The organism is Paenarthrobacter sp. 4246, from assembly GCF_040546855.1.
GTDB lineage: Bacteria > Actinomycetota > Actinomycetes > Actinomycetales > Micrococcaceae > Arthrobacter.
Map to the genome: position 1 here is coordinate 1 of NZ_JBEPOP010000001.1, position 26,888 is coordinate 26,888.

The window sequence follows — 26,888 nt, forward strand, 5'->3', positions numbered from 1 at the left end:
GCCGCCCCCCGCCGCCCCCCCCCCCCCCCCCCCCCCCGCCGCCCCCCCCCCCCCCCCCCCCCACCCCCCCCCCCCCCCCCCCCACCCCCCCCGGGGGGGGCGCCCGCCGTCGTTATTGACGATATTGCCGTATCAGTTGGCCGGGTAGTTGCGCTCCGGTTCCCCTGTGTAGAGCTGCCGCGGGCGGCCGATCTTGGTCTGGGGGTCGTTGATCATTTCGCGCCACTGGGCAATCCAGCCCGGGAGGCGTCCGATGGCGAACAGCACGGTGAACATCTTCTCCGGGAAACCCATGGCCTTGTAGATGAGGCCGGTGTAGAAGTCGACGTTCGGGTAGAGCTTGCGCTGGATGAAGTAGTCGTCAGCCAAGGCCTTCTCTTCGAGGCGCATGGCGATGTCCAGCAGTTCGTCGTTGCCGCCGAGCTTGCCGAGAACTTCATGGGCCGTTGCCTTGATGATCTTGGCGCGGGGATCGTAGTTCTTGTAGACACGGTGTCCGAAGCCCATGAGGCGGACGCCGTCTTCCTTGTTCTTGACCTTCTCCATGTAGTCCTCCGGCTTGATGCCGTCGGCCTGGATCTGGCGGAGCATCTTCAGCACGGCCTCGTTGGCGCCACCATGGGCAGGGCCGAAGAGCGCGTTGATGCCTGCGGACACCGAAGCGAAGAGGTTCGCGTTGGACGAACCCACCAGGCGCACGGTGGACGTGGAACAGTTCTGCTCATGATCCGCGTGCAGGATGAGCAGGAGGTCCAGGGCCTTGACCACTACCGGATCCATTTCGTACTGCTCGGCGGGGAGGCCGAAGCTCAGTCGAAGGAAGTTCTCCACCAGGTTCATGGAGTTGTCCGGGTAGAGCATCGGCTGACCGATGGACTTCTTGTGGGCGTAAGCGGCGATGACAGGCAGCTTGGCCATGAGGCGGATGGTGGAAACTTCCACGTGCTCCGCGTTGAACGGATCCAGCGAGTCCTGGTAAAACGTGGACAGCGCTGAAACAGCAGAGGAGAGCACCGGCATGGGGTGGGCGTCGCGCGGGAACCCGCCGAAGAAGCCCTTGAGCTCTTCGTGCAGGAGCGTGTGACGCCGGATCTTCTGATCAAACTCTTCCAACTCCGTGGGGGTGGGAAGGTTGCCGTAGATCAGCAGGTAGGAAACTTCGAGGAAGCTCGAGTGCTGCGCGAGCTGCTCAATCGGGTAACCGCGGTAGCGCAGGATGCCTGCGTCGCCGTCGATGTACGTAATGGCCGAGGTGGTGGCCGCTGTGTTCATAAAGCCGGGGTCATAGGCAACGGCGCCCGTCTGCTTCAGCAGCTTGGAAACGTCGTAGCCTTCGTTTCCTTCTACAACCTGGATGCGCGGCAGTTCGAGTTCGCCGCCGGCATGGCGCAGTGTTGCGCTGGTGGTCTCAGTCATGGAGTCCCCTTCATGAGGCCTTTGGGCCTCTATCGAACGCTTGTCCAACCAACTTCTGGTGCCGCCGCCTTCGGCCCTACTGTTGCAGGGCTCCAACGGCCGAAGTGCTTTCTTAGAGAAGGCCACCATTGATAGTCAGTTAAAAAGCTACCGCCAGTAACCCTCCGGAACTAATCCGTACCGTCGGGTTACTGGCGGAATGGCGCTGTTAGTGGCGCAAGTCACAGCATTGTTATGAGGCTGTGGCAAGCCGCTCAACCGCGGCGTCGATGCGTTCGTCGCTGCCGGTGAGGGCCACGCGGATGAAACCATTGCCGGCGTCCCCATAGAAGACCCCCGGACCCACCACAATGCCGAGGTTGGCGAACCGTGCCACCGTGTCCCAGGTGGGTTCGCCCGCCGTGGACCAAAGGTATAGCCCTGCCTTGGATTGGTGGATCTGCAGTCCGAACTTCTCCAGCGCAGGAACCATCCTCTCGCGCCGGCCGCGATAGAGGTCCTTCTGGGACAACACGTGGCTGGCATCGCCCAAAGCAACGCGCATCGCTTCCTGCACGGGGTAGGGCACGATCATGCCCGCATGCTTCCGGCTGTTCACCAGGTTGGCCATGATGGCGGAGTCTCCGGCGACGAATGCGGCGCGGTAGCCGGCCAGGTTGGACTGTTTGCTCAACGAGTAAACGCACAGCAGTCCGTCGGTGGAACCGCTGGTAACGCGGGGATCCAGGATGCTGGGGACAGCTTCTCCCCCGCGCTGGGCATCCCATTCGCCCCAGCCCAGTTCGGCATAGCATTCGTCCGAGGCCACCACGGCGCCGAGCTCGCGGGCCTGACCCACGATCCTGCGGAGCGACTCCACATCGCGAACGCTGCCTGTGGGATTACCCGGCGAGTTGATCCAGATCAACCGCACTTTGGCGCGGGTGGCCGGATCAAGTTCATCCAGGTCGTCGGCCGCAACAGCTGTGGCGCCTGCCAATGAGGCGCCAATGTCATACGTCGGGTAGGCAACGGTAGGCCTCACAACGACGTCTCCGGCGCTGAGCCCAAGCAGGAACGGCAGCCACGCTACGAGTTCTTTGGACCCCACGGTCGGCATGACGTCCTGGGGGTCCAGACCGGGCACGCCGCGGCGGCTGGCGAACCAGTCCACCACAGCCTGACGCAAGGCCACGGTGCCATGAACCGTGGGATAGCCATGGGCGTCCGCTGCGTCCGCCAGGGCGTCACGGATCAGTCCGGGCGTCGGGTCCACCGGTGTCCCGATGGAAAGATTCACTGCGCCACCTGGGTGCTTTGAAGCCGTGGCAACATAAGGCGCCATGGCCTCCCAGGGGTAGTCGGGCAGGTTCAGGCCGAAAGCCGGCGCCGCGGAGATCAAGGAAACTACCGCCCTTAGTGGTCTTGGTTCTGCGGGGGCAGTGCGGAGATGAACGGGTGATCCTTACCCGTGTTGCCAATCTTGGCCGCTCCGCCCGGAGAACCGAGGTCGTCGAAGAACTCTACGTTGGCCTTGTAGTAGTCGGCCCATTCCTCCGGGGTGTCATCCTCGTAGTAAATGGCCTCAACCGGGCACACGGGTTCGCAGGCACCACAGTCGACACATTCATCGGGGTGGATATAGAGGGAACGCTCACCTTCGTAAATGCAGTCGACAGGGCACTCTTCAATACATGCCTTGTCCTTGACATCCACACACGGCTGCGCGATTACGTACGTCACGTCCCAGACCTCTCCACGGTTTGTCCCGGCGATGGCCGGGGTAATACGGCCGGCATCATGCCGGGCACTCAACTTCCGAGCCTATTATCCAACAGTGCAATGACGCCAACCTAGCCCGCGTCTTAGTATGAAACGGTGACTCCCCCGCATTTGCCGCCCAGACAATTCCTACTCACTGCAGAACCGGGCATCCGGGTGGTGGTCAGATACAGGATCGACGACGGCCTGACGGACGCGCTGGGCTACCTCCTGGAGACCAGCGATAACACTTGCACAGTGCGAACCCGCACATCCGACGTCGAAATTCCTTTGGCCATGGTGATCGCCGCTAAAGAGGTTCCGCCTCCACCGCCACGACGGCAGGCCGTGCGGCACGCAGGCGACCCGCAGCCACAAGCATGACAAGCGTGACAGCAGCGATGCCGAAGACCCATGCAGTGCCAGTGACATCGCCCAGGACCAACTGCTTGGCCGGTCGAGCCGAAGACAAGACGCCGACGGCGGCATAGCTCACCACGCCGGCGACCGCCGTCGGGATAATCGAGCGCGACCACGCGGCAAGCCATAGTTGCACGGACGCCAGCAGCACCAGTGACGCGATAACACCCCATGGAACATCCATGCCGGACACTGGCAGGGTTTGGCGGTGCAAGCCCGTCCCTGCGACGGCAACGAAAAGAGCCGCCAGTACGGCCGCAGCAATGCCACGAACCGTACCGGCGGCCCCTCTCTTCATTCAGCTGTTCCTGACTGTTTCAGTCAGCGCAGGCTAGGACTTGGCGCGGGCGCGGTTGGCCTTGGCGCGCTCGTTGGAGTCCAGGATGACCTTACGGATACGGATGGCCTCCGGGGTTACCTCGACGCACTCGTCTTCGCGGGCGAATTCGAGCGACTCTTCGAGGGTCAGATCGCGCGGCGGCGTCAGGTTCTCGAAGGTGTCCGAGGAAGCGGCACGCATGTTGGTGAGCTTCTTTTCCTTGGTGATGTTGACGTCCATGTCGTCAGCGCGGGAGTTCTCGCCAACAATCATGCCTTCGTAAACCTCGGAGGTGGGCTTCACGAAGAAGGAACCGCGCTCCTGCAGGTTGATCATGGCGAACGGCGTCACAACACCGGCACGGTCAGCGATCATCGAACCGTTGGTGCGGTATTCGATCGGTCCGGCCCACGGCTCGTAGCCCTCGGAGATGGAGGCAGCAATACCGGCGCCACGGGTGTCCGTCAGGAACCGGGTACGGAAGCCGATGAGGCCACGGGCGGGAACGATGAATTCCATGCGGCACCAGCCAGTGCCGTGGTTGGCCATGTTGGTCATGCGGCCCTTGCGGGCAGCCATGAGCTGCGTGACGGCGCCAAGGTATTCCTCGGGCACGTCAATGGTCATGTGTTCCATCGGTTCGTGCAATTTGCCGTCGATGGTCTTGGTCACTACCTGCGGCTTGCCCACAGTCAGTTCGAAGCCTTCGCGACGCATCTGCTCCACCAGGATGGCCAGCGCGAGCTCGCCACGGCCCTGGACTTCCCAGGCGTCGGGACGCTCGGTGGGGAGGACCTTGATGGAGACGTTACCGATCAGTTCCTTGTCCAGGCGATCCTTCACCTGGCGGGCCGTGACCTTGGCACCCTTGACCTTGCCGGCCAGCGGTGAGGTGTTGATACCGATCGTCATGGAGATCGCGGGATCATCCACGGTGATCAGAGGCAGCGGCTGCGGGTTCTCGGCGTCGGTGAGGGTTTCACCAATGGTGATCTCCTCGATGCCGGCCACAGCGACGATTTCGCCCGGGCCCGCGGATTCGGCAGGAACACGCGTGAGAGCCTTGGTGGCCAGCAGTTCGGTGATCTTGACGTTCTTGAGCTCACCATTGGCGCGGGCCCAGGCCACGGTCTGGCCCTTGCGGAGGGTTCCGTTGTAGATGCGGAGCAGGGCGAGGCGGCCAAGGAACGGCGAAGCGTCCAGGTTGGTCACGTGTGCCTGCAGCACGCCATCCGGGTTGTAGGTGGGAGCAGGGATGTGCTCAATGATGGTCTTGAAGAGGGGCTCGAGGTCCTCGTTCTCCGGAGCCGAGCCGTTGGCCGGCTGGTCCAGGGACGCGCGGCCAACCTTGGCGGCGGCGTAGACCACGGGAACTTCGAGGACCTTGTCCAGGTCCAGGTCCGGAACTTCGTCGGCGAGGTCCGAAGCGAGGCCAAGGAGCAGGTCCATGGACTCGTGGACAACTTCGTCGATGCGGGCGTCGGGACGGTCGGTCTTGTTGACCAGGAGGATGACCGGGAGGTGCGCAGCAAGGGCCTTGCGGAGCACGAAACGGGTCTGGGGCAGCGGGCCCTCGGAGGAGTCGACCAGCAGGACGACACCGTCAACCATGGACAGACCGCGCTCTACCTCGCCACCGAAGTCGGCGTGGCCAGGGGTGTCGATGACGTTAATGGTGATGGTCTCGCCATTGGACGACGGGCCGTTGTAGGCAACCGTGGTGTTCTTGGCGAGGATGGTGATGCCCTTTTCGCGCTCAAGGTCACCGGAGTCCATGACACGGTCCTCAACCTCACCATGGGAAGCGAAGGAGTTGGTCTGCTTGAGCATGGCGTCGACCAGGGTGGTCTTACCGTGGTCAACGTGTGCGACGATCGCGACGTTGCGCAGATCGCTCCGCGACGCAGTGTTGGTGATGGTTTCAGACATGCGTTAATGACTCGTTTCAGTGGTGAAGTCAGCTGTTTGTATCCGCGCGCATACCTGATCGACTTGATCGGAACACACAGCGAAAAGACCCCGGGACACAGGGCACCTGCATCCAGTCTAAACGCAGTTGCATTTCCCAGCCTAAAAAGCAAGCCATTCGACATCCGAATGTGGTGCTGCTCACATGACCTCGCGCTTTAACAACCGCTACTCCAGATGCTGGATTTTATTGGCGTCGTGCCCCATGATTGCTGCAGAACCAGTGCAACACGGAGAACAATCGATGCGACGATCTTCGGCCGCGTTCCGCCTGCTCGCACCATTGATCGCCGTCGGCGTTCTGGCAGTAGGCTGCGGACCCAGCCCAGCTACCCCCGTTTCCACCCCCACGCGCTCCGCCGCGCCCGGGCCCGCCCAGACGGCCGCCGCCCCGCCCCTGAGGACGGCCCCGGCTCCCAGCGCCTTGGACTTGCCGGTTGGCTCGCTCTTCAAGAACCCGGCCAACAACCGCAATGAAGTGGTGCTGGCCGACGTACGCCACACGGCCGTTCTCATCGGTGATTCCCAGGCAATGCCCAAAGACTCCTGGCCTCAGCAGGGCATCGCTGCCCTGGGGTACAAGTTGCACGTGGTGGGCATGGGTGGCACTGGCTTCGTTGCCGCCAATGGCAAGACAGGAAATTACATCGACGCCCTGCAACGGGGAGACTGGATACTCCCCTACGGAGATCCTCCCCTGATCGTGGTGCAGGGCGGCGGCAACGATGCCTCGCAAAAGGCCACGGATGCGCAGATTGCCAGTAATGCCGAGCGTCTGCTGGCGGCCCTGAAGAAACGCTACCCCGGGGCCGCGTTGGCCATGATCGGAACCTTGGCACGCGGCGCTGACAACGGAGGCGGCCGCCGTACCGAAGTGGACGCCCTGCTGGGACGCATCGCTGCGAAGCACGGCATTCCCTTCGTCAGCACTGGCGACTGGCTCACACGGTTCAACGCAGTGGGCGACCTCCAGGACGGAGTGCATCTAAAGCCGTCCGGGCACGTCAAGCTGGGCGCCGTCCTGGCCCGCGAACTCGCAGCCCTTGGCCTCACAGCCCGCCCGGACAGCAGCGCCCCGGCGAAGTAGCCGCCGCCGCCCTACCGGGCGTTGTGAGGCCCGTTCTGCGTACTTGGTGAGTGCTATGACGCGCAGAGCAGGCCCCACAACCGCACTTTAAACGGCAAGAGCCGGTGGTTTCCTTTCGGGAACCACCGGCTCTTCTGCTATCCAGCGATCAAACGTTCGACGCCGGTCAGGCCACCGCGGGCGGCAAGAGCAGCGAACCGCCCGGAATAGCATCCAGGAGTGCCTGGGTGTAGGCCTCACGGGGGTTGTCGAAGACATCATCCGTGCTGCCAGTCTCCACGAGCTTGCCCTTTTCCATCACGCAGACATGATCCGCGATCTGGCGGACCACCGCGAGGTCGTGGGTGATGAACAGGTAGGTCAAGCCAAGGTTGTCCTGAAGATCCGCCAACAGGTTCAACACCTGGGCCTGCACCAGCACGTCAAGGGCCGAGACCGCTTCGTCGCAAATGATGACTTCGGGATCCAACGCCAGGGCACGCGCAATGGCGATGCGCTGCCGTTGGCCGCCCGAGAGCTCGTTGGGGTACCTCTGCATCATGGACTGGGGCAAAGCCACCTGGTCCAGCAACTCGCGGACCTTTTTCTCACGGCTGGCCGCATTCCCGATCTTGTGCACGCGCAGCGGCTCTTCAATGGTCCTGAAGATGTTGTACATCGGGTCCAGGGAACCGTAGGGATCCTGGAAGATGGGCTGCACGCGGCGACGGAACTTGAAGAGCTCCTTGCCCTTCAACCCCGCAGTATCCACGCCGTCGAAGATGATCTGGCCCTCAGTGGGCTTCTCAAGCTGGAGAACCATTTTGGCAACAGTGGACTTACCCGAACCGGACTCACCCACGATCGCCGTCGTGGTCCCGCGCTTGACGCTGAAGCTGACATCGTCAACAGCAGCGAAATCGGACGTCTGCCCCAGTCCCTGGCGCAGTTTATAGATCTTGCGCAGGTTCTTGATCTGGAGGACCTCGTCCTGGACCCGGCTTTGTGCTGCAGCCACTGGCGCCAAAAGATCGCCGGCCTCCACACCCTGTTCCTTGGCCACCTGGATACGACGCGATGCCAGGGAAGGCGCCGATTCAACCAGACGACGGGTGTAGGGGTGCTGGGGGTTGCGGAGAAGTTCCAGCGAGGGACCGGCCTCCACCACGTTGCCCTGGTACATGACGATCACTTTGTCAGCGCGTTCGGCGGCAAGGCCGAGGTCGTGCGTGATGAGCAACACAGAGGTGCCGAGCTCAGTGGTCATGGTGTCCAAGTGGTCCAGGATCCTGCGCTGCACCGTGACATCCAATGCCGACGTCGGTTCGTCGGCAATGAGGAGCTTGGGTTGGCAACTCAGGCCGATGGCGATCAGCGCGCGCTGGCGCATGCCGCCCGAGAACTCATGCGGATATTGCTTGGCACGCCGTGCGGCGTCAGGGAGTCCGGCCTCCGCGAGGACGCGGGCAACGTCCTCCGGACCGTCCGGGCGACCGTTGGCCTTCAGGGTTTCCCGCACCTGGTAACCGATCTTCCAGACCGGGTTGAGGTTGGACATGGGGTCCTGGGGAACCATGCCGATGTGGCTGCCGCGGAGCTCGATCATGCGCTTTTCCGAAGCGTGGGCGATGTCTTCGCCGTCAAGCAGGATCTGACCAGCGGAGACTCGGCCGTTGTTGGGCAAAAGGCCGATGGCGGCCAGCGCCGTCGTCGACTTTCCGGAGCCCGACTCCCCCACAATGGCGACCGTTTCGCCCGGCATGATGGTCAAATGGGCGTTCTTGACCGCCTTGACCTCGCCGGAACCGGTCTTGAAGGTGATGGCCAGGTCCTTGATCTCCAGGATGGGCCGTACTGGTGCCGTGGCTTCATCAATTCTGATGTTCGCAGAAGTCATGTTCGCCTCCTTAGCGCTGACGGCTCTTGGGATCAAGAGCATCGCGGACGGCGTCGCCAAGCATGATGAAGCTCAGGACGGTGATGGACAGGGCGGCTGCCGGGTAGAGCAGGATTCCCGGGTTGGTGCGGATGGAGGCGTTGGCCGCGGAAATGTCGTTACCCCACGACATCACGCTGCCAGGCAACCCGACACCAAGGAAGGACAACGTGGCTTCCAGGACGATGAAAACGCCCAATTCCAAGGTTGCCAGCACAATCACGGGGGCCAAGGCGTTCGGGAGCGCATGTTTGACCAGGGCACCGAACTTTGAAACACCAAGTGACCGGGCCGCCGTAACGAAGTCCGCGTTACGGACTTCAATAACGGCACCTCTGGTGATACGCGCCATTTGTGGCCAGGCAAGCAGGGATATCGTCAGGACCACTGTCCAGACGCTCCTGTTCTCACGGAACAACGGCAGCTGCGTGATGACCAGGGCGCCCAGGATGATCGGCAACGCGAAGAAGATATCGCCAAGCCGTGCAAGGACGGAGTCCAGCCAGCCACCGTAGTAACCGGCCAGCGCCCCGAGGGTGACGCCGATGATGACAACTGCAAGTACGGACAGGACACCCACAGACAGGGAAGCCTGCGTACCGTGGATCACGCGGGAATAGACGTCACAACCCTGCAGGGTGAAGCCCAAAGGGTGGCCGGCAGTGGGTGCGCCCTCGGAGTTGGCCAACTGGCAGTCATTGTTGGGTTCGACGCTGGTGAACAGCCCCGGGAACACGGCAACGATCACAAGGAGCAGGATCAACAGCGAGGAGACGATGAACATGGGGCGACGGCGAAGCTTGCGCCACGCATCTGCCCAAAGGCTCAGGGGCGCCTGATCTGTCTTGACAGCGTCAGTGGCCAGAAGCGGTGTCTCCTCGACGGGGGCCACAAAGTGTTCATTATTACTGGTCATAGCGGATCCTCGGGTCAAGCCAGGCGTACAGGAGGTCAACCAAGAGGTTGGTGATAACAAAAACCAGGACCAGGACACTCACAATGGCAACGATGGTGGGGCCCTCGCTGCGCTGGATGGCCTGGAAGAGTTTGTTACCCACTCCGGGGACGTTGAAGATACCTTCGGTAACGATGGCGCCGCCCATGAGCCCGCCAAGGTTGGCGCCCAGGTAGGTCACCACCGGGATCAACGAGTTCCTGAGGATGTGGGCCATCACGACGCGGGGCCGGGACAGGCCCTTTGCTGTCGCGGTGCGGACGTAGTCCGCGTTCATGTTCTCGCTGACAGAAGCGCGGGTCAGCCGGAGGACATAGGCGAAGGACACCAGGCCCAGGACGACGGCAGGAAGGATCAGGTTGCCCCAGTCGGCGTTGGCGCCCACCGTAGGTTTGGCCCAGCCCAGCTGGACACCGAACACCAGCTGGAATACGAAGCCCAAAACGAAGGTGGGAACGGCGATCACCAGAAGCGAAACGACCAGAACGGTGGAGTCGAAGAGCTTGCCCTTCTTCAGCCCAGCGAAGACACCGAAAGCGATGCCGAACACCGCCTGGATGATGAGGGCCTCAATAGCGAGCATTGCCGTGACAGGGAAAGCTCTGGCCAAGGAGTCAGCAATAGGCTGCTGGGTGAAGTCAACACCGAGGTTGAAAGTGAACAAGTTTTTGATGAAGAGCCCGTATTGAACCCAGAACGGCTGGTCCAGGTTGTACTGGGCCCGCAGGGCGTCGATGACGCTCTGCGGCGGCTGGCGATCCCCGAAGAGGGCAGCAATCGGGTCGCCGGGTAGTGCGAAGACCATGTAGTAGACGAGGAGTGTGGTCCCCAGGAATACCGGGATGACCTGGAGGAGTCTACGGAAAATGAAGCGAACCACGGGTCACCCCTCTCCGGTGGTGGGGCATTGGTGTGTCATGTGTGCCTTCCTGCCAAGCAAGCAAGGGGGGCCCGGCACGTTGGCCGGACCCCCTTTGCCCTAAGGCAAGTTCAGATCCTGGAGACTACTTGGCCTCGATGTCGAAGTAGCGGATGCCGCCGTTCCAGCCGGTTTCGGCTGAGACAACGTTGTTGCTCCAAACGATCGGGGTTGCGCGGTACCACAACGGCAAGCCGGGGAGATCCTTGAACAGGATCTCCTGTGCCTGGTTGAACTTCTTGTTGGCATCTTCCGGAGTCTTGGCTGCAAGACCTTCCTTGAGGAGCTTGTCGAACTCGGGGTTCGAGTACTTCTCGTAGTTGGACGATGCGTTGGTTGCCCACACAGGTCCGAGGAAGTTGTAGAGCGACGGGTAGTCACCCTGCCAGCCGGCGCGGGTCAGGCCCGGGAGGGACTGCGACTTGCGGAGGTCCAGAACTTCAGCGAACTTCGCGAACGGCTGGATTTCAGCCTCGATGCCGAGGTTGTTCTTGAAACCGTTGGCAACGGCGTCGATCCATTCCTTGTTGCCACCGTCAGTGTTGGAGGCGATCAGGAGCGGCTTGGAACCGTCGTACGGCTTGATCTTCTCGGCCTGGGCCCAGAGATCCTTGGCCTTCTGGGCGTCGAACTTCAGAACGTCGCTGCCGGGAATAGCGTCGTTGTAGCCGTCGAGCACGGGAGCCGTGAACTCGGTGGCCGGGGTACGCGTGCCGTTGAAGATGACCTTGGTGATCTCTTCACGGTTGATGGCGTGGGACAGTGCCTGGCGACGCAGGAGACCGGCTTCACCCTGGAAGTTCGGGTTGTAGCCCGGGATGTTCAAGGTGGCGTTGTTGGCGTTCGGGCGCGTGGAGTTACGGTCCGGGAAGTCCGTGGTGTAAGTCTTCAACGCGTTCGACGGAACTACGTCCGTGATGTCGAGGTTGTCGGCCTGGAGATCCGTGTATGCGGGGCCCGGATCGGTGTAGAACTTAAACGTCACGCCACCGTTCTTGGCAGCACGCGGGCCGGTGTAGTCGGCGTTCTTGACCAGGGAGATGGACTGGTCGTGTACCCAGGCACCTTCCTTCTCGAACTTGTACGGGCCGTTGCCGATGGGGTTCTCGCCGAACTTCTTCGGGTCCTTCAGAGCCTCGGAAGGCAGCGGGTAGAAGGCGGAGTAACCGAGGCGGAGCGACCAGTCAGCTTCGGGCTGGCCGAGCTTGACCGTGATGGTCTGGTCGTCAGTGGCAGCCAGGCCGGACATGGTCTGGGCCGTAGGTGCCGGTGTGGAGGTCTTCTTGCCGTCGGCGCCGGTGGTCTCGGTGACTGCACTGACGTCGGCATAGCCCTCGATGGACTCGAAGAAGAAGCCGTTGTTCTGGAGGTTGGTGCTCAGCGCGGCGAAGTTCCAGGAATCAACGAACGTCTTAGCCGTGATGGCTTCACCGTTGGTGAACTTGGCGCCGGACTTGACCTTGATGGTCCAGTTCTGCGAGTCGGTTGTCTCAATCGACTCCGCCAGAGCGTTGACGGGCTTGCCGTCCGAGTCGTAGGCGCGAAGGCCTTCGAACAGCAGCTCGACGACGCGGCCACCGTACACCTCGTTGGTGTTGGCCGGAAGCAGCGGGTTCTGCGGTTCGTTGCTGTATGCGGAAATGACCTTGTTTGGGTCAGCTGCGGCAGAGCTGTTTGTGCTGGTGCCGCCACCGCCGCCGCAACCGGTCACTGCGAGGGCGATGATCGCCGCTACGCCTAGAGCTTTGGAAGTGCGCGAGAAACGCATTCCGCCTCCTATGAGTCGTGGAGTTGAGCAGGGGAAATTCGTGATATCCCCCAGGCACAGGCACAGTTTCCTACTGTGACGTTGCCTACATGTGAGTGTAAGCCTACCCACATTGCGTCCGGATGTTGGGACATGCTGGCCAAACTGTAACCGTTCCGCAACCTACACATGCCTAAATTGGCGCGGATTTCAAGTCAAACGTTACTCGGTGGTAGCATTCGCTGTCTGACAGCAGGACAGGACGATTTTTGGGCAAAAAAGGACCCTGGTTCCGTCGAACCAGGGCCCTTCCGAAATGCTGCGGCGTGCGCAACGTTCTAAACGTTGAAGCGGAACTCCACCACGTCGCCGTCGGCCATCACGTACTCTTTGCCTTCGATCCGGACCTTGCCGCGGGACTTGGCCTCGGCCATGGAACCGGCATCGATCAGGTCATCGAAGGAGACAACCTCGGCCTTGATGAAGCCACGCTGGAAGTCGGAGTGGATCACGCCGGCTGCCTGGGGAGCGGTGTCACCCTGGCGGATGGTCCAGGCCCGGGTTTCCTTGGGGCCTGCCGTCAGGTATGTCTGCAGGCCAAGGGTGTGGAAACCAACGCGGGCCAACTGGTCCAGTCCGGACTCGCTCTGGCCGTTCATTTCCAGCATCTCGCGGGCTTCCTCCTCGTCCAATTCAACAAGGTCGGCTTCGAGCTTAGCGTCAAGGAAAACAGCGTCTGCAGGCGCAACGAGGGCACGCAACTCGTCCTGCTTCTCCTGATCCCCCAGAATGCCTTCATCGGCGTTGAACACGTAGATGAAGGGCTTGGCAGTGAGAAGTCCGAGCTCCTTGAGGTGCCCCATCTCCAGCTTGTCGCTCTTGATCGAGGAGAAGATGGTGTCGCCGCGTTCCAGCACTGTCTGGGCTGCTTTGATGGCCGCCAGCTCGGCAGCTTCGCGCTTCTTGATCTTGACTTCTTTTTCGATGCGCGGGATGGCGTTTTCGATGGTCTGAAGGTCGGCCAGGATGAGCTCGGTGTTGATGGTCTCCATGTCCGAGCGCGGATCAACTTTGCCGTCGACGTGGATAACGTCGGGATCATCGAACACACGAACAACCTGCGCTATGGCCTCTGCCTCGCGGATGTTGGCAAGGAACTTGTTGCCCAGGCCTTCGCCCTCGGAGGCACCCTTCACGATGCCGGCGATGTCCACAAAGGACACCGGAGCGGGCAGCAACTTCTGGGAACCGAAGATCTCAGCCAGCTTCGCCAGCCGGGGATCCGGCAGGTTCACGACGCCGACGTTGGGTTCGATCGTTGCGAAGGGATAGTTCGCCGCGAGCACCTGGTTGCGGGTCAGTGCGTTGAAAAGAGTTGATTTGCCGACGTTGGGCAGTCCGACGATGCCAATAGTAAGAGCCACGAGCATTGATTCTACCCGCTGGGGCCTTGACTTTGCGTGTCGGTGGCGCTGGCGGCCGTCGGTGACGCCGCTTCACTAAAACTGTCGTACCCCTGTGACAGGGTTGCCTCATGGATGGATTTGGATTGGTTTTGGCCCTGCTCATGCTGTTGATCGGCGCCGCCGTCGGCCTGGCGGCGGGCTATGTAGTCTTTCGACGCCGGGGCGCCGGCTTGGAAGAAGACTTCGACGCCGTGTCGGCGCGCCTCTCGGACGTGACCGCGCAGCTGGCAGCAGCAGACGCCGAACGGCGCCTTTTGTTCACGCAGAACCGCGAGTTGACGGCGTCCAGGAACTCGGACGGCAGTGTTCTCAGGGCGCTTGCCCCGGTTGCGGAGAAACTGACAGCGGTGCAGCAACAAGTCTCGTTGCTGGAGCGTGACCGGGTAGAGCAATACGGCCAACTTGCCCAGCAACTGCAGGATGCCAGGTTGTCCGACGAGCAGCTGCTGCGGTCCACACACGCCCTTGCCTCGGCCCTGCGCTCCAACAGCGCCCGCGGCCAATGGGGCGAGGTACAACTTCGCAGGGTGGTGGAGGCTTCGGGAATGCTGCGGCACGTGGACTTCCATGAGCAGGTTCATTCAGGCCGGACTGAGAATACCCTTCGTCCGGACCTCGTCGTCCAGTTGCCGGGCGGCAAGCAACTGGTGGTCGACGCCAAGGTCCCACTGGCCTCGTACCTCTCCGCCCAGGAACAACTGCACGGAGAAGGATCCTTTGGGGAATCGGTGGCATCCGCCAGCAACCATGATTCAAAGACCTTGCTGTCCCAGCACGCCAAAGCGCTGAAGTCCCACATCGATGCTTTGGCGGGCAAGAAGTACTGGGACATTCCGGGGAACTCCCCCGAGCTGGTGATCTGCTTCCTCCCTGCTGAATCCATCCTGGCATCTGCCCTGGAAGCTGACCCGGGACTTCTTGAATACGCCCTGTCAAGGAACGTCGTGCTGGCGTCGCCCGGGACCCTGCTGGCGGTCCTCAAGTCGGTGGCATTCACGTGGCGTCAGGATGTGCTCACGGACAGCGCCCACGAACTGTTCGAGCTCGCCAAGCAGCTCTACGAGCGCATGGGTACCTTGGGTGAAAATGTCAGCAAGTTGGGCAGTTCCCTGAAGACGTCCGTGGACCGCTACAACGCCATGGTGGGCACTTTGGAAGCCCGGGTCCTGCCCACCGCACGCAAGCTGAACACCATGGACGATGCCGGCCTTGCCGCACCGATGTCCGTTGAGGCAGTCCCCCGTGCGTTGGCAGCTCCTGAGCTTCTGGCTGAAGAGTCCGAAGAGTCTGCGGCATAACGAACAGGCCCGCACCCATTGCCTCCCCTGTGGGAGGCGATGGCTGCGGGCCTGTTTCTCTGAGTTCCTGCTGTTGAGCGAAGCGCTAGGACGTGGTCCGGTTTCCGCGGCCGCCGAGCGCACGCGTTACGTCGCCGGCTTTCTTCAACGTGGCCCGCAGCTCCTTAGGCAGCGAGAAGAGCAAGTCTTCCTCTGCCGTCACGATTTCCTGCACCTCGCCGTAGCCGTAGTCAGCCAGCAGCCGCAGGACATCCTTGACGAGTACTTCCGGGACAGAGGCACCCGAGGTCACACCTACCGTGGCAACCCCCTCGAACCAGGCTTCATCCACTTCATTGGCGAAGTCCACGCGGTATGAGCTCTTGGCGCCGTACTCCAAGGCAACCTCAACAAGGCGCACGGAGTTGGACGAGTTGGCTGAGCCCACCACGATCACGAGGTCGGCTTGGGGAGCAATCTTCTTGATGGCCACCTGGCGGTTGGTGGTGGCGTAGCAAATATCGTCGCTGGGCGGGTCTTGCAGGGTCGGGAACCGGTCCTTGAGCAGACGGACCGTCTCCATGGTTTCGTCCACGCTCAGCGTCGTTTGGGAGAGCCAGATGGTCTTCTCGGGGTCGCGCACGGTGACCTTGTCTACCTCGTGCGGGCCGTTGATGATCTGGATGTGATCCGGTGCTTCACCGGCGGTTCCCTCGACTTCCTCGTGGCCTTCGTGGCCGATCAGGAGGATGTCGTAGTCATCCTTGGCGAAGCGCACAGCTTCCTTGTGGACCTTGGTGACCAGCGGGCAGGTGGCGTCAATGGTACGGAGACCGCGGTCTTCAGCAGACTGGACCACAGCCGGAGATACACCGTGGGCGGAGAAAATGACCAAGGCACCCTCAGGGACCTCATCTGTTTCCTCGACGAAGATGGCTCCTTGCTCCTCCAAGGAGCTGACCACATGGACATTGTGGACGATCTGTTTGCGGACGTAGACCGGAGGCCCATAGTGCTCAAGGGCTTTCTCTACAGCGATGACTGCCCTGTCCACTCCGGCGCAGTAGCCGCGCGGCGCCGCCAGCAGGACCTTCTTGGGACCCGTGACGGGTGCCGCTGCCTGTACCTCTTCCGGAGATCGCCGTCTGCGCGGCACCGTGGGCATAGGAATGGAAACTGCTGTGCTGGTCATGCCTCCATGCTACCGGCCCGGCCTTTAGCTTCGGGCCGAACGTGACCCTTGTCGCCCTGAGACCACTGCCGCTATGACGCCGACCACCAGGAGAGCCCCGGACACCACCGCTGCGATCCACACCCACTGGCCAAATCCGTTGCGGGCTGCGGTGAGGAACTGGTTCTTGAACAGTTCTGCCACGCCGTTGGCGCTGGCAAGACTTCCGACCATTCCACCAGCGATGTCTGCTCCCGCCGTCCAGAGGGCTGCCAGCGCCAATCCCCCAAGCCCGAGGAAAACCAAAGCCAGTGACCGCCGTCGTGCAGCCGCCACTGCCAAAAGGGCAGACACGAGTGCACCTGCAGCGGCGATCCACCACAACGGCGCAAAGGCTGCCACGCGTTCTACGAGTTGCCGGTGGGAAGGCTCCCCCAGGGAGACAAGGCTCTCCGCGGGGACCTCGAGCCTGATCCGCGTAGCCTCGGCAAAATGATCCCGGATCAGCCGCACAAGAGGCCCTATGTCCAAGACCAGTGCTGTGGATGCCGCCGATTCTTCCGCCCGGGTGACCGTCCCGAAGTTCAGCCTGTGGCTGTTCCGGACGGTTTCCTCCCAGGCTTGCGGATAGTCACTCCACGACTGCATTCCCATGGCCGCGTTCCGGAGCGCGTCGGCCGCCAAGGACTGGATGGGGCCGGGCAGATCCACAGAGGACTCAAAGGTTCCCACTGCGGCCGTAGCCAAGCGGTTCTGGAATTCGGGATCGCTTCCCAACGATCCCGCGATCCGCACGAAGCCCTCTTCCTTGACGATGTTCTGGTCCACCCAGGCCGCGGGGACAGCGACGCCTGCCAACAGAACGGCGAGGATCACTCCCAGTGCTGAAACGAAAGTACGCAAGGTCATCCTCAGGGTCGTCGGCTGTGCCACCATCCTAGGTCTGTCCACATGATAGGAAAAATGTCCGGGCGGGCTGGGAAGCTATGGATAGAGTTGGAAAGCGGCCGGCAACCAAAGCCGCATCCCGGAGCGAGGACACATCATGCAGCAAGAGACACGGAGACCGGAACAGGTACGGACCGCCCATGTCCGCTGAAGCGACGCCGGAATCCACTTTGCCCGGGACAGCGGCCGAAACAAGTCCGGATAACCCCTGGCCGCTGCAACTTTTGTCCCGCAAGCTCAAAGCGCACATCGAGCGGGCACCCGCTGCGTGGATTGAGGGACAGGTCATTGAGCTGAACCGCCGGGGTGGCAATGCATTTCTGACCCTGCGTGATGTTGACGCCGAAATTTCCTTGCCCGCATCGGTGTGGTCCACAGTGCTGGACCGCCAGAAGATCCCGCTCGAACGCGGATCCCGCGTTGTTGCCTTAGTCAAAGCAGATTTCTGGGTCAAAACAGGGCGTCTGAACATGTCCGTCAAAGACATCCGTCCCGTGGGGTTGGGCGACTTGCTGGCCAGGATCGAGAGGCTTAGGCAGGCGTTGGCGGCCGAAGGCCTGTTTGCCGACTCCCGGAAGCGCAAACTGCCGCTGCTCCCCCACCGCATCGGCCTCATCACCGGCCGGGACTCGGACGCTAAAAAGGACGTCCTGCGTAACGCTGCGCTGCGCTGGCCGGCGGTTGAGTTCGACGTCCACGAAGTCGCTGTCCAAGGCAACACCGCTGTCTCGCAGATCATCGCAGCGTTGAAAAAGCTCGACGCCGACCCTCAGGTAGATGTCATTGTCATGGCACGCGGCGGTGGCGCGTTGGAAGACCTCCTCCCGTTCAGCAACGAGGACCTCATCCGCGCAGTGTCTGCCGCCACCACTCCTGTTGTCAGTGCGATCGGGCACGAAGCCGACCGACCCATCCTTGACGACGTTGCGGATCTTCGCGCGTCAACGCCCACCGATGCCGCCAAGCGGATAGTTCCTGACGTGGTCGAGGAACTGGCCATGGTCCGGCAGGCCAGGGACCACCTCCGCCGAAGCATCGGCAGGATGGTGGACCGGGAGACGGACCGCCTCCATGCCTTGAAGTCACGGCCGGTCCTGGCGACGCCGGCTTCCATGGTGGACGCCCGGGCGGATGACATCCACCGCCTGCAACGACGCTCCCATTCGGCAGTCAATACAGCCGTTGTCCGGGCCATGGACCAGGTCCACCACTTGCGCGCACAGGTCAGGGCCCTGTCTCCGCAAAAAACACTGGACCGTGGCTACGCCGTTGTCCAGATTATTGGCGGGGACCAAGCCGGACACACAGTGGTGAGTAGTCCAGAGGAAGCCCCCGACGGAACGGCACTGGCGATTCGAGTGGCCGAAGGTCGCTTCAGGGCAATATCCACCGGCCAAGGACACATCGTCGAACGTTGATGCGGCAGTCACCATCGCCACTACCGAATACAAAGGACATCATGACCGAGAACAACCCATCCGCATCGTCACCGGAATCCCTGGACTCCTTGAGTTACGAGGAAGCCCGCGAGCAGCTCATGGGCGTCGTTAGCCGCTTGGAGGCAGGGGGCGCCAGCCTCGAAGAATCCTTGGCACTCTGGGAACGGGGCGAAGCACTGGCCAAGCGCTGCGAGGACTGGCTGGAGGGCGCCCGCAAACGCTTGGCCACAGCCCGGGACGCAAGCAACGACGCCGGTGCTGCCGCCCAGTAACGCCCAAGCAGCAACGCACCGAGCAGCCATCGGTGCGGATTTTTAGGAAGCCACCACCAGGGCGCGTTCGGCAGCGACGTCGAATTCAGCCTTGGGCCAGTCCAACTGGAGGCGTTCAAGGGCATCCAACAGCAGCTGCTGCACGGCGATGCGCGCGTACCACTTCTTATTGGCCGGGACCACGTGCCAGGGTGCTGTATCTGTTGACGTTTTCTCGAACGCAACACCGTAAGCGTCCATGTAGTCGTCCCAAAACGCACGTTCGGCAAGGTCCCCGCTGCTGTACTTCCAGTGCTTACGGGGATCGTCCAAGCGGGCGATCAGCCGTTCCTTCTGTTCGTCCTTGCTGATATTGAGCATGACTTTGACGATGGTGGTGCCTTGGTCTGCAAGGCGGGCTTCAAAGTCGTTGATGGCCTCGTAACGGCGTTCCAACTCCGAAGCGTCCGCCCAACCATGCACGCGATGGATCAGGACGTCCTCGTAGTGTGAGCGGTCAAAAACGCCCACCATTCCGGCACCGGGAACTTCTTTCTCGATCCGCCAGAGGAAATCGTGCGACTTTTCCTCATCCGTAGGGGCCTTGAAAGCATGCAGTTGAACACCCTGCGGGTCCATGGCGCCCACCACGTGGCTGACGATGCCGCCCTTGCCGGCAGTATCCATCGCTTGCAGGATCAGCAGGAGCCTCTTGGAGCTGCCGAACCGGCCTTGGGCGAAGAGCTTCTCCTGCAGTTCTGCCAGTCGTGCGTCCTGGGCTTCCAGCAACGCCTTGCCGTCAGCTTTCGCGCCGAAGTATCCGGGGGTTGAATCCGGGTCCACGCTGGCCAGCGTGAACCCGGACCCGACCCTCAGTACCTCAGCCGGACTCTTGGCGAATTCAACTGCAACAGCCATCGGGTGTGCCTTTCCGCAGGGCCGCGCCCTCGTGGAACGGCCATGGACCTCAGGCTAGTTGCCCGGGTACCTCGACAGGAAGTCCGCCATGCGGCCAATGGCCTCTTCAATGTCTTTGACGTTGGGCAGGGTGACCATGCGGAAGTGGTCCGGGCGCACCCAGTTGAAGGCCCGGCCATGGGAAACCAGGATTTTCTGTTTTTTCAGCAGGTCGAGGACAAACTTTTCGTCGTCCCGGATGTGATAAACCTCAGGGTCCAGCTTGGGGAACAGATACAACGCTCCCCTGGCCTGTTGGGTGCTGACTCCGGGAATGGCATTCAAGAGGTCGTAGGCTTTGTTGCGCTGCTCCAGAAGCCTGCCGCCGGGCAGAATGAGGTCGTTGATGCTCTGGTAGCCGCCGAGCGCCGTTTGGATGGCATGCTGCGCGGGAACGTTGGCGCACAGACGCATGTTGGCCAGGAGGTTGATGCCCTCAAGGTAGTCAGCGGCGTCCTTCTTGGGCCCCGAGATAGCCATCCAACCAGCGCGGTAACCACAGACCCGGTATGCCTTGGACAGGCCGCTGAACGTCAGGCACAGGACGTCGTCACCGGTGAGCCCGGCGAGGTTGACGTGGACAGCGTCCTCGTAAAGGATTTTCTCGTAGATTTCATCGGCAAAGAGCACCAGTCCGTGTTTCTCGGCGAGAGCGACAATTTTCTTGAGCGTCTCTTCCGGGTACACCGCGCCGGTGGGATTGTTGGGGTTGATCACCACAATGCCCTTGGTCCGGGACGTGATCTTCGCTTCCATGTCGTCAAGGTCAGGCTGCCAGCCGGAGTCCTCATCACAGAGGTAATGCACGGGTCGCCCGCCGGCCAAAGCAACGGAAGCAGTCCACAGCGGATAGTCCGGTGTGGGAATCAGGACCTCATCACCGTCTTCCAGGAGGGCCATGAGGGACATGGTGATGAGTTCGCTGACGCCGTTGCCAAGGTAGATGTCATCAACGTGGATGTTCTGAATGCCACGGGTCTGGTAGTACTGGGATACAGCGGTCCGGGCAGAGAAGATCCCGCGCGAATCACTGTAACCCTGGGCGTTGGGCAGATGGCGGATCATGTCCACCAAAATGGCGTCGGGCGCTTCAAAACCGAAGGGAGCCGGGTTTCCGATATTCAGTTTGAGGATCCTGTGACCCTCTGCCTCCATCTGCTGGGCGGCCTGAAGAATCGGTCCACGGATGTCGTAAAGGACATTATGAAGCTTGGTGGACTGCTTGAATTTCGCCATCCCTCAAATATGCCACACGGGTGATGGACTTCAGCTGAGACTTAACTCACAGAAAACGACGACGGCGGTGACGGTCCCGCGCGGGTCCGTCACCGCCGTCGTATGCGGCTTTGATCAGGCGTTACTTGACGATGCCCTTGTCCTTCAGCCAGGCGGCTGCTGCGTCCTTGGGTGCCTGCTTCTGGTCGCCGCTGACCGCGCGGTTCAGGTTGATGAGGTCATCCGTGGTCAGGATCTTGGAGACGTTGTTAAGCGCTTCCTTGGCCTTGTCCGTCATCTTGGCCTCCTTCACCAGCGGAAGTACCTGCTGGGCCTTGAAGTTGTTCTTCGGGTCTTCCAGCACCACGAGGTCGTTATCGGCAATGGAAGGCGTGGTGGTGTAAATGTCCGCTACCTGCACCTTGTCCTCAAGCAGGGCCTGGAGCGTCAGGTTGCCGCCGCCGTCGCTGAAGGGCTGGAGGCCCTTGAGCTCGCAGTTGTAGTTGGCTTTCAGGCCCGGGAAGCCGTAGGCACGCGTCTCAAACGTGGCCGGAGCTGCCATGGTGAAGTCCTTGCAGACTTTGGCCAGGTCCTCGATGGATTTCAGCTGGTACTTTTCCGCCGTGGCCTTGGTGACCACCATGGCGTCCTTGGACTCGGCCTTTGCCGGCTCCAAGACCGCGAGGCCATCCGGAAGCTTGCCCGGGAGCGCTTTGTAGACGTCCTCCGCGGAAACTTCTTTGGCCTCGGTGTCCACGTAGGACAGGAGGTTGCCGGAGTAGTCCGGGACGAGGTCGATGGAGCCGTCCTGGACTGCCTTGAAGTAGATTTCACGCGAACCGATGTTCGGCTTGGAGGTTGCCGTCAGGCCCGCGGCGTTGAGGGCGCCCACGTAGATCTCGGCAATGACCTGGCTCTCGGGGAAGTCGGCCGAGCCGACGACCAGCGAACCGCCGGCAGCGGATCCGCTGGGTGCCGAGGTGGACGGCGTGGCCAAAGGGCTTCCGCCACACGCGCTCAACGCGAGGGCCACACCCAGTCCGGCTGCGAGGCCGCCGAGACCACGGCGTGTAAGGGTCATGGGGACGGGGTTCTTCATGGTGTACCTCCTTGAACGGCAGCCCCGGCGGGAGCTGTGGCTGTGAGATCGTCGGACGCCTTCTGGCGGCCGCTTGAATCGAGGGTCAGGCCTGGTGAGATGACGAGCCGCTGCACTCCGGCCAGGATCAGGTCTACGGCGATGGCGAGCCCGGCAATGAGCAGGGAACCACCCAGCATTCGGGGGAAATCCTGCAGGACGAGGCCGTCAAACAGGTAGCGTCCCAGCCCGCCCAAAGGCAGGTAGGCCACCACCGACACGGTGGCGATGACCTGCAGGACCGCGGTGCGGATGCCACCAAACATCACCTGCAGTCCGTTGGGGATTTCCACTCGGAAGAGGATCTGAAGTTCGGTCATACCCATGGCCCGGGCAGCATCCACCACGGTGGGATCGACGCTGGAGATCCCGGCGTACGTGCCGGCCAGCAATGGCGGCACCGTAAGAATGACCAGAGCCCAGACGGGCGGCATCAAGCCGCTGCCTGCGAGCAAGGCGAACAGGACCAGCAAACCGAGGGTGGGGAGGGCCCGCAGCGCGCCGGCTACGGCAACCGCAACCACCCGGCCACGGCCAGTGTGCCCGATGTAAAGACCAATGGGTACGGCGATGGCCGCGGCGATCAGGAGAACGAGTGCGCTGTATTGCAGGTGTTCCAGCAAGCGGGTGGGGATGCCACCGCTTCCGGTCCAGTTCTTGGAGCTCGTAAGCCAGGCAACGGTCTCGGCAAAGATGTTCATGCGGAGGCCCCCGGATCCGGGCGAAGAGCAGCGTGTGGAGTGGCTGGCCCGGACTTGGGTTCGGTAAGAAGCGCAGTTCCGTCCTGCCGTGGAGTCTTTCCACCTGCAGCGCGCGTCCACGGAGTCAGAAGCCGCTCAAGAACCACCAGGACAGCATCCATCAGCAAAGCCAGAATAAGAATGGCGATAATGCCCACCACCACAACGGTGATGAAGGTACGCTGCAGGCCGTCAGTGAACAGAACTCCGAGGTTTCCCACCCCAAGAAGTGCGGCGACGCTGACCAACGAGATGTTGCTGACCGACACCACGCGCAAGCCTGCGAACAACACCGGCAAGGACAAGGGCAGGTCCACCTGGAAGAAACGGGCCAGGGGCTTGAAACCCATGGCCACGGCCGCATTGCGGAGGTCATCGTCCACCGAATCGAACGCATCAATGGCTGCGCGGACCAGCAGCGCCACCGCATAAATGGTCAACGCCACAACGACGTTCAGCGGATCCAGGATCCTGGTGCCAAGGATGGTGGGGAGAATGATGAAAAGTGCCAGCGAGGGAATGGTGTACAGCAACGAGGTAGCGGTGGTCACTATCGACCTGAGCGTGCTGTTACGCCTGGCCAGCTGGGCCAGGGGGATGGAAATCAGCAGTCCCAGGATCATGGGAATGATGGCGAGCACCATGTGCTGGCCCGCCAATCCCAAGACCATGCCACTGTTGTTGAGGAACCACTCCATCAGGTGGCGTCCTCCCTGTGGTGGCGGACTTCTTCGATGAGCGCCAGGACTTCCGGCGCCTTCAAGACTCCGGCCACACGGCCGTCGTCGTCCACTGCCACGCCAAGACCCGACGGCGACGACAACGCCGCGTCCAGGGCGCGGCGCAGCGTGTCTCCCTTACGGAACAGCGATCCGCCCGGGATCAAACCTGCACCATCGCGCGGCGAGGACCATCCCAACGGGCGGGAGTCGGCGTCGACCACCAAGGCCCACTCCCCCGATGCCCGGCCCGCGTGCTGACCATCGGAAGGACTGACCATGGTGACTGGGTGCAGGGTCACGGCGTCCGCTGCGTTGAAAGCCAAGTGCCTGAATCCGCGGTCGCGTCCCACGAAGGAGGCAACGAAATCGTTGGCCGGTGCCCTGAGGATTTCTTCCGGCGCAGCGTACTGCGCAAGTTTTCCTCCAACGGCGAAGACCGCAACCTTGTCGCCAAGAACTGTTGCTTCGTCAATGTCGTGCGTGACGAAAACAATGGTCTTGGCCAGTTCCCGCTGGAGGCGCAGGAGTTCCTGCTGCAGTTCGTCACGGACCACCGGGTCCACCGCACTGAAGGGTTCGTCCATCAGCAGAACCGGCGGATCAGCAGCAAGCGCCCGGGCCACCCCGACGCGCTGCTGCTGACCACCTGAGAGTTGCGACGGATACCGCTTGCCGAGGACCGAAGCCAATCCGACGACGTCGAGGAGTTCCACTGCGCGCTTCCGCGCATCCGCCTTGGAAACACCGTTGAGGCGCGGAACGGTGGCGATGTTGTCCAGGACGGAGCGATGTGGCAGGAGGCCGGATGACTGCATGACGTAGCCCATGGATCGGCGGAGCTCAGGCGCGGGAACCTGTGAAACGTCCTTGCCCGCCACGGTGATGGTCCCGCTGGTGGGCTCCACCATCCGGTTGATCATGCGTAGGGATGTGGTCTTGCCGCAGCCCGAAGGCCCAACGAACACCGTGATGGAGCCTTTGTCGATGGACATGCTGAGGGCGTCCACCGCCGGCTGCCCGCCTTGGTATTGCTTGGTGACGCTCTGGAACTCAATCATGGCTTCGGCCATACCCGGGCTTACCTATCTGTGGTCGAGAACATCGGTAGAGCCACACGATCATATGCACTCTTATTACTTGGCTGCAAAGCAATCTTCACCCAGCCTAGCCAGCACCGCGGGCGATGTCAGCGCCGCCACGTTTTCCGTAATGAATCGGCAATGTTCAGCGTTTCCGTCGTTTGTTGCCTTTCCCGGCCCGCTCCTCGGCTTGGTCGTGCCTGTACCGTTCCGCCGCGCGTTGGCCCCTTTCCGCCGACACCACCTTTTGGTGCCACTCACGCTGGTAGGCGCGGCGGGCTGCGGCATCATGTTTCCTGGCCAGGGCGGCAAGCTCACGTTGAAGTTTCAGGTAGCTTGCCCACCGCCGGGGATCGAGCGTTTCTTCCGCCAGCGCCTCTTGGACCGCACATCCCGGCTCGGCCTGGTGGGCGCAGTCGGCGAAGCGGCATCGGGTGAAAAGCTCTTCCAGATCACCGAACATTTCCTCCATGCCGTCATCGGCGTCAAACAGGCCGAACCCGCGGACTCCCGGTGTGTCCATCAGTACAGCACCGTCGGCCAGGGGCACCAGTTCCCGCGATGTAGTGGTGTGCTTGCCTTTGCCGTCCCCGGCCCGGACCTCGCCCGTCTGCTGCACCGGACGCCCCGCGAGCGCATTAATGAGCGTTGATTTCCCCGCGCCGGAAGGTCCCAAGAGGACAAGCGTGGAGCCGGACGGGATGTGCTGCATGAGTTCATCGAGTCCGTCGCCTTGTTCAGCCGAGGTGGTAACGACCTCCACGCCCGCTGCCTGAAGGATGACCTCACCCACGACGTCGTCGGCCAGGTCGGCCAGATCCGCTTTGGTGATGACCACCAACGGCGTGGCACCCGAGTCCCAGGCAGCAACCAAGGTCCGTTCCAGACGGTTGTGGGTCAGTGGACGGTCCACCGGCACCACCACCGCGACGATATCGATGTTGCTGCCCAGGATTTGCTCCTCGGAGGACGCCTCGAAGGCACGCTTGCGGCTGAGCGCCGAACGACGCGGCAGAATCTCGACGACGGCGGGCTCGCCCGCGTTGTTATGGCCAAGCCATACCCAGTCCCCGGTAGCCGGGACCACCCTGTGTGAAGAATGGGAGGGGTAGGGCAGATGCAGGAGACCGTCGGCCGAAGCCACCAGGACACGGTTCCGGTCCAGGCGGACCACCCGGCCCGGGCGGGCATCTTCTTGGGCGTGGGGCAAGGAGTTGGCGTGGAAGAGTTCAGCGGTTGCCTCGGTGAATCCGTACTCCACGGGGCCACGGAGTTGCACGGTAGAACTGTTGGAAGGGTTGCTTGAAGAAGCGAAGGAAGTCAAGGGAAGCCTCTGGTGAGGCCCGGCCGCCTAGCTCTGGCAGGCTGATGCCGGGACAGGAATGGTGGGCTGATGACGGCGCGCCGCAACTGAGAGCGGGGCGCGCAAGATCTCTGCAATCATCAAATCCACCTCCTTGGCATCAAGGCCGGCAACTGAAAAGCCAGCAACGTTGATTAGACTAACCAAGGAGCGGAGCATTGGCTAGCCCTTCGCAGTTTTAGCGGAGTTTTCCGTCTGCCGGGCGCTCCCGGTGGAGGCGCAGCGCTGTATCCACCAAGGACACCCGGTTGAGTTTTTGGACGTCTCCCACGGGAATCCATGCAGCATGCGTGGTGCTCCCGTCCACCTCGTGGGTCAGTTCGCCGCCCACCACCGTGGCCTCATAGACCAGGCGCAGTGCTTGGAAGTCTTTCACCGAACCGTCCGGGCGGATATCGCCTGGCCAGTGGCCGACGTCGATCCCCAGCATGCGATCAATGCGCGCTTCGTAGCCGGTTTCCTCGAAAACTTCCCGCTTGCAGCCGTCCACGGGGTGTTCGGCAAGATCCAGGCCTCCCCCTGGCAGCGTCCATCCTTCCTTGCCGTCCTGCTTCCAATAGGCCAGCAGGATCTTCCCGTCCCGGACAATAACGGCGTACGCGGCGGGGCGGGTATCGAACTGCAGGGTCATGGAGC

Annotated in this window: 25 protein-coding genes; 5 read left to right on the forward strand and 20 right to left on the reverse strand. The window is 62.1% G+C overall.

From position 1 onward, the window contains the following. Window positions 1-132: 132 nt before the first annotated feature. From ABIE35_RS00005 to fdxA, 3 genes are all read right to left on the reverse strand, one after another. The gene (locus tag ABIE35_RS00005) at window positions 133-1,416 is read right to left on the reverse strand and encodes a citrate synthase (protein ID WP_090818059.1); all 1,284 of its coding nucleotides are present in this window, start codon (window positions 1,414-1,416) and stop codon (window positions 133-135) included. A gap of 232 nt (window positions 1,417-1,648) precedes the next feature. Next, on the reverse strand, window positions 1,649-2,797 hold the full coding sequence (gene dapC, locus ABIE35_RS00010; protein ID WP_354511829.1) for a succinyldiaminopimelate transaminase: 1,149 nt from the start codon (window positions 2,795-2,797) through the stop codon (window positions 1,649-1,651). 14 nt (window positions 2,798-2,811) lie between these two features. Next, entirely contained in the window at window positions 2,812-3,138 is a 327-nt protein-coding gene (gene fdxA / locus ABIE35_RS00015) for a ferredoxin (protein ID WP_024817464.1), read from the reverse strand. Window positions 3,139-3,336: 198 nt separating this feature from the next. On the opposite strand from fdxA, the gene ABIE35_RS21175 reads away from it, so the two are divergent. Continuing rightward, the gene (locus ABIE35_RS21175) at window positions 3,337-3,540 is read left to right on the forward strand and encodes a putative acetyltransferase (protein WP_502921346.1); all 204 of its coding nucleotides are present in this window, start codon (window positions 3,337-3,339) and stop codon (window positions 3,538-3,540) included. On the opposite strand, the gene ABIE35_RS00020 is transcribed toward ABIE35_RS21175, so the two are convergent. Both ABIE35_RS00020 and typA read right to left on the reverse strand, forming a co-directional pair. Next, a complete protein-coding gene (locus tag ABIE35_RS00020) occupies window positions 3,467-3,874 on the reverse strand; it encodes a hypothetical protein (protein ID WP_354511831.1) in 408 nt (135 codons plus the stop codon). The two genes, ABIE35_RS21175 and ABIE35_RS00020, sit on opposite strands and share 74 nt — an antisense overlap. Before the next feature lie 33 nt (window positions 3,875-3,907). Then, window positions 3,908-5,824 carry a translational GTPase TypA gene (gene typA, locus ABIE35_RS00025; protein ID WP_141285905.1) on the reverse strand — a complete coding sequence of 639 codons (1,917 nt, stop codon included), beginning with the start codon at window positions 5,822-5,824 and terminating at the stop codon, window positions 3,908-3,910. Window positions 5,825-6,107: 283 nt separating this feature from the next. Here typA and ABIE35_RS00030 point away from each other — a divergent pair, with 283 nt between their 5' ends. Beyond that, entirely contained in the window at window positions 6,108-6,950 is an 843-nt protein-coding gene (locus tag ABIE35_RS00030; protein WP_354511833.1) for an SGNH/GDSL hydrolase family protein, read from the forward strand. Between the two features lie 166 nt (window positions 6,951-7,116). Here ABIE35_RS00030 and ABIE35_RS00035 read toward each other — a convergent pair whose 3' ends face one another. The 5 genes from ABIE35_RS00035 to ychF all read right to left on the reverse strand — a co-directional run bounded on the left by ABIE35_RS00035 (window position 7,117) and on the right by ychF (window position 13,910). Next, complete coding sequence (locus ABIE35_RS00035; RefSeq protein WP_280623183.1) at window positions 7,117-8,826, reverse strand: dipeptide ABC transporter ATP-binding protein; 1,710 nt, start codon at window positions 8,824-8,826, stop codon at window positions 7,117-7,119. A gap of 10 nt (window positions 8,827-8,836) precedes the next feature. Next, window positions 8,837-9,781 carry an ABC transporter permease gene (locus ABIE35_RS00040; RefSeq protein WP_089595704.1) on the reverse strand — a complete coding sequence of 315 codons (945 nt, stop codon included), beginning with the start codon at window positions 9,779-9,781 and terminating at the stop codon, window positions 8,837-8,839. After that, a complete protein-coding gene (locus ABIE35_RS00045; RefSeq protein ID WP_026539948.1) occupies window positions 9,771-10,700 on the reverse strand; it encodes an ABC transporter permease in 930 nt (309 codons plus the stop codon). The genes ABIE35_RS00040 and ABIE35_RS00045 overlap by 11 nt, the downstream gene beginning before the upstream one ends. Window positions 10,701-10,824: 124 nt before the next feature. After that, entirely contained in the window at window positions 10,825-12,507 is a 1,683-nt protein-coding gene (locus tag ABIE35_RS00050) for a peptide ABC transporter substrate-binding protein (protein WP_354511835.1), read from the reverse strand. Window positions 12,508-12,824: 317 nt separating this feature from the next. Then, entirely contained in the window at window positions 12,825-13,910 is a 1,086-nt protein-coding gene (ychF, locus tag ABIE35_RS00055) for a redox-regulated ATPase YchF (RefSeq protein ID WP_354511837.1), read from the reverse strand. Between the two features lie 110 nt (window positions 13,911-14,020). Between ychF and ABIE35_RS00060 the strand changes: the two genes are divergently transcribed. Then, on the forward strand, window positions 14,021-15,250 hold the full coding sequence (locus ABIE35_RS00060; protein ID WP_354511839.1) for a DNA recombination protein RmuC: 1,230 nt from the start codon (window positions 14,021-14,023) through the stop codon (window positions 15,248-15,250). A gap of 85 nt (window positions 15,251-15,335) precedes the next feature. On the opposite strand, the gene ABIE35_RS00065 is transcribed toward ABIE35_RS00060, so the two are convergent. Further along, window positions 15,336-16,421, reverse strand: coding sequence for a 4-hydroxy-3-methylbut-2-enyl diphosphate reductase (locus ABIE35_RS00065; protein ID WP_089595708.1), 1,086 nt, complete (start codon window positions 16,419-16,421; stop codon window positions 15,336-15,338). A gap of 24 nt (window positions 16,422-16,445) precedes the next feature. Next, window positions 16,446-17,309, reverse strand: coding sequence for a hypothetical protein (locus tag ABIE35_RS00070; protein WP_354511841.1), 864 nt, complete (start codon window positions 17,307-17,309; stop codon window positions 16,446-16,448). Window positions 17,310-17,488: 179 nt separating this feature from the next. On the opposite strand from ABIE35_RS00070, the gene xseA reads away from it, so the two are divergent. Both xseA and ABIE35_RS00080 read left to right on the forward strand, forming a co-directional pair. Further along, on the forward strand, window positions 17,489-18,766 hold the full coding sequence (xseA, locus tag ABIE35_RS00075; RefSeq protein WP_354511842.1) for an exodeoxyribonuclease VII large subunit: 1,278 nt from the start codon (window positions 17,489-17,491) through the stop codon (window positions 18,764-18,766). 41 nt (window positions 18,767-18,807) lie between these two features. Continuing rightward, window positions 18,808-19,059: an exodeoxyribonuclease VII small subunit gene (locus ABIE35_RS00080; protein ID WP_354511843.1), complete on the forward strand. Its 252-nt coding sequence runs from the start codon at window positions 18,808-18,810 to the stop codon at window positions 19,057-19,059. A 42-nt stretch (window positions 19,060-19,101) separates the two neighbouring features. Here ABIE35_RS00080 and ABIE35_RS00085 read toward each other — a convergent pair whose 3' ends face one another. The 8 genes from ABIE35_RS00085 to ABIE35_RS00120 form a co-directional block, all read right to left on the reverse strand. Continuing rightward, window positions 19,102-19,956: a polyphosphate kinase 2 family protein gene (locus ABIE35_RS00085; protein ID WP_354511845.1), complete on the reverse strand. Its 855-nt coding sequence runs from the start codon at window positions 19,954-19,956 to the stop codon at window positions 19,102-19,104. 54 nt (window positions 19,957-20,010) lie between these two features. Beyond that, entirely contained in the window at window positions 20,011-21,231 is a 1,221-nt protein-coding gene (locus tag ABIE35_RS00090) for a pyridoxal phosphate-dependent aminotransferase (RefSeq protein ID WP_354511846.1), read from the reverse strand. A gap of 121 nt (window positions 21,232-21,352) precedes the next feature. Further along, window positions 21,353-22,309, reverse strand: coding sequence for an ABC transporter substrate-binding protein (locus tag ABIE35_RS00095; protein WP_089595713.1), 957 nt, complete (start codon window positions 22,307-22,309; stop codon window positions 21,353-21,355). After that, on the reverse strand, window positions 22,306-23,049 hold the full coding sequence (locus tag ABIE35_RS00100; protein ID WP_354511849.1) for an ABC transporter permease: 744 nt from the start codon (window positions 23,047-23,049) through the stop codon (window positions 22,306-22,308). The genes ABIE35_RS00095 and ABIE35_RS00100 overlap by 4 nt, the downstream gene beginning before the upstream one ends. Further along, window positions 23,046-23,786, reverse strand: coding sequence for an ABC transporter permease (locus ABIE35_RS00105; protein WP_354511851.1), 741 nt, complete (start codon window positions 23,784-23,786; stop codon window positions 23,046-23,048). Before ABIE35_RS00105 ends, ABIE35_RS00100 begins: the two co-directional genes overlap by 4 nt. Continuing rightward, a complete protein-coding gene (locus ABIE35_RS00110) occupies window positions 23,786-24,880 on the reverse strand; it encodes an ABC transporter ATP-binding protein (RefSeq protein ID WP_354511852.1) in 1,095 nt (364 codons plus the stop codon). The genes ABIE35_RS00105 and ABIE35_RS00110 overlap by 1 nt, the downstream gene beginning before the upstream one ends. A gap of 154 nt (window positions 24,881-25,034) precedes the next feature. Next, window positions 25,035-26,213, reverse strand: a complete 1,179-nt coding sequence (gene rsgA / locus ABIE35_RS00115; RefSeq protein ID WP_354511854.1) for a ribosome small subunit-dependent GTPase A — start codon at window positions 26,211-26,213, stop codon at window positions 25,035-25,037. 217 nt (window positions 26,214-26,430) lie between these two features. Continuing rightward, a complete protein-coding gene (locus tag ABIE35_RS00120; RefSeq protein WP_354511856.1) occupies window positions 26,431-26,883 on the reverse strand; it encodes an NUDIX hydrolase in 453 nt (150 codons plus the stop codon). Between the last annotated feature and the right edge of the window lie 5 nt (window positions 26,884-26,888).

Excerpts from the sequence above, each read along its gene's own strand:
- ABIE35_RS00005 (WP_090818059.1), bottom strand. The coding sequence starts at position 1,416 with ATGACTGAGACCACCAGCGCAACACTGCGCCATGCCGGCGGCGAACTC.
- ABIE35_RS00020 (WP_354511831.1), bottom strand. The coding sequence starts at position 3,874 with ATGAAGAGAGGGGCCGCCGGTACGGTTCGTGGCATTGCTGCGGCCGTA.
- typA (WP_141285905.1), bottom strand. The coding sequence starts at position 5,824 with ATGTCTGAAACCATCACCAACACTGCGTCGCGGAGCGATCTGCGCAAC.
- ABIE35_RS00030 (WP_354511833.1), top strand. The coding sequence starts at position 6,108 with ATGCGACGATCTTCGGCCGCGTTCCGCCTGCTCGCACCATTGATCGCC.
- ABIE35_RS00035 (WP_280623183.1), bottom strand. The coding sequence starts at position 8,826 with ATGACTTCTGCGAACATCAGAATTGATGAAGCCACGGCACCAGTACGG.
- ABIE35_RS00040 (WP_089595704.1), bottom strand. The coding sequence starts at position 9,781 with ATGACCAGTAATAATGAACACTTTGTGGCCCCCGTCGAGGAGACACCG.
- ABIE35_RS00050 (WP_354511835.1), bottom strand. The coding sequence starts at position 12,507 with ATGCGTTTCTCGCGCACTTCCAAAGCTCTAGGCGTAGCGGCGATCATC.
- ABIE35_RS00060 (WP_354511839.1), top strand. The coding sequence starts at position 14,021 with ATGGATGGATTTGGATTGGTTTTGGCCCTGCTCATGCTGTTGATCGGC.
- ABIE35_RS00065 (WP_089595708.1), bottom strand. The coding sequence starts at position 16,421 with ATGACCAGCACAGCAGTTTCCATTCCTATGCCCACGGTGCCGCGCAGA.
- ABIE35_RS00070 (WP_354511841.1), bottom strand. The coding sequence starts at position 17,309 with ATGACCTTGCGTACTTTCGTTTCAGCACTGGGAGTGATCCTCGCCGTT.
- xseA (WP_354511842.1), top strand. The coding sequence starts at position 17,489 with ATGTCCGCTGAAGCGACGCCGGAATCCACTTTGCCCGGGACAGCGGCC.
- ABIE35_RS00080 (WP_354511843.1), top strand. The coding sequence starts at position 18,808 with ATGACCGAGAACAACCCATCCGCATCGTCACCGGAATCCCTGGACTCC.
- ABIE35_RS00085 (WP_354511845.1), bottom strand. The coding sequence starts at position 19,956 with ATGGCTGTTGCAGTTGAATTCGCCAAGAGTCCGGCTGAGGTACTGAGG.
- ABIE35_RS00090 (WP_354511846.1), bottom strand. The coding sequence starts at position 21,231 with ATGGCGAAATTCAAGCAGTCCACCAAGCTTCATAATGTCCTTTACGAC.
- ABIE35_RS00095 (WP_089595713.1), bottom strand. The coding sequence starts at position 22,309 with ATGAAGAACCCCGTCCCCATGACCCTTACACGCCGTGGTCTCGGCGGC.
- ABIE35_RS00100 (WP_354511849.1), bottom strand. The coding sequence starts at position 23,049 with ATGAACATCTTTGCCGAGACCGTTGCCTGGCTTACGAGCTCCAAGAAC.
- ABIE35_RS00105 (WP_354511851.1), bottom strand. The coding sequence starts at position 23,786 with ATGGAGTGGTTCCTCAACAACAGTGGCATGGTCTTGGGATTGGCGGGC.
- ABIE35_RS00110 (WP_354511852.1), bottom strand. The coding sequence starts at position 24,880 with ATGGCCGAAGCCATGATTGAGTTCCAGAGCGTCACCAAGCAATACCAA.
- ABIE35_RS00120 (WP_354511856.1), bottom strand. The coding sequence starts at position 26,883 with ATGACCCTGCAGTTCGATACCCGCCCCGCCGCGTACGCCGTTATTGTC.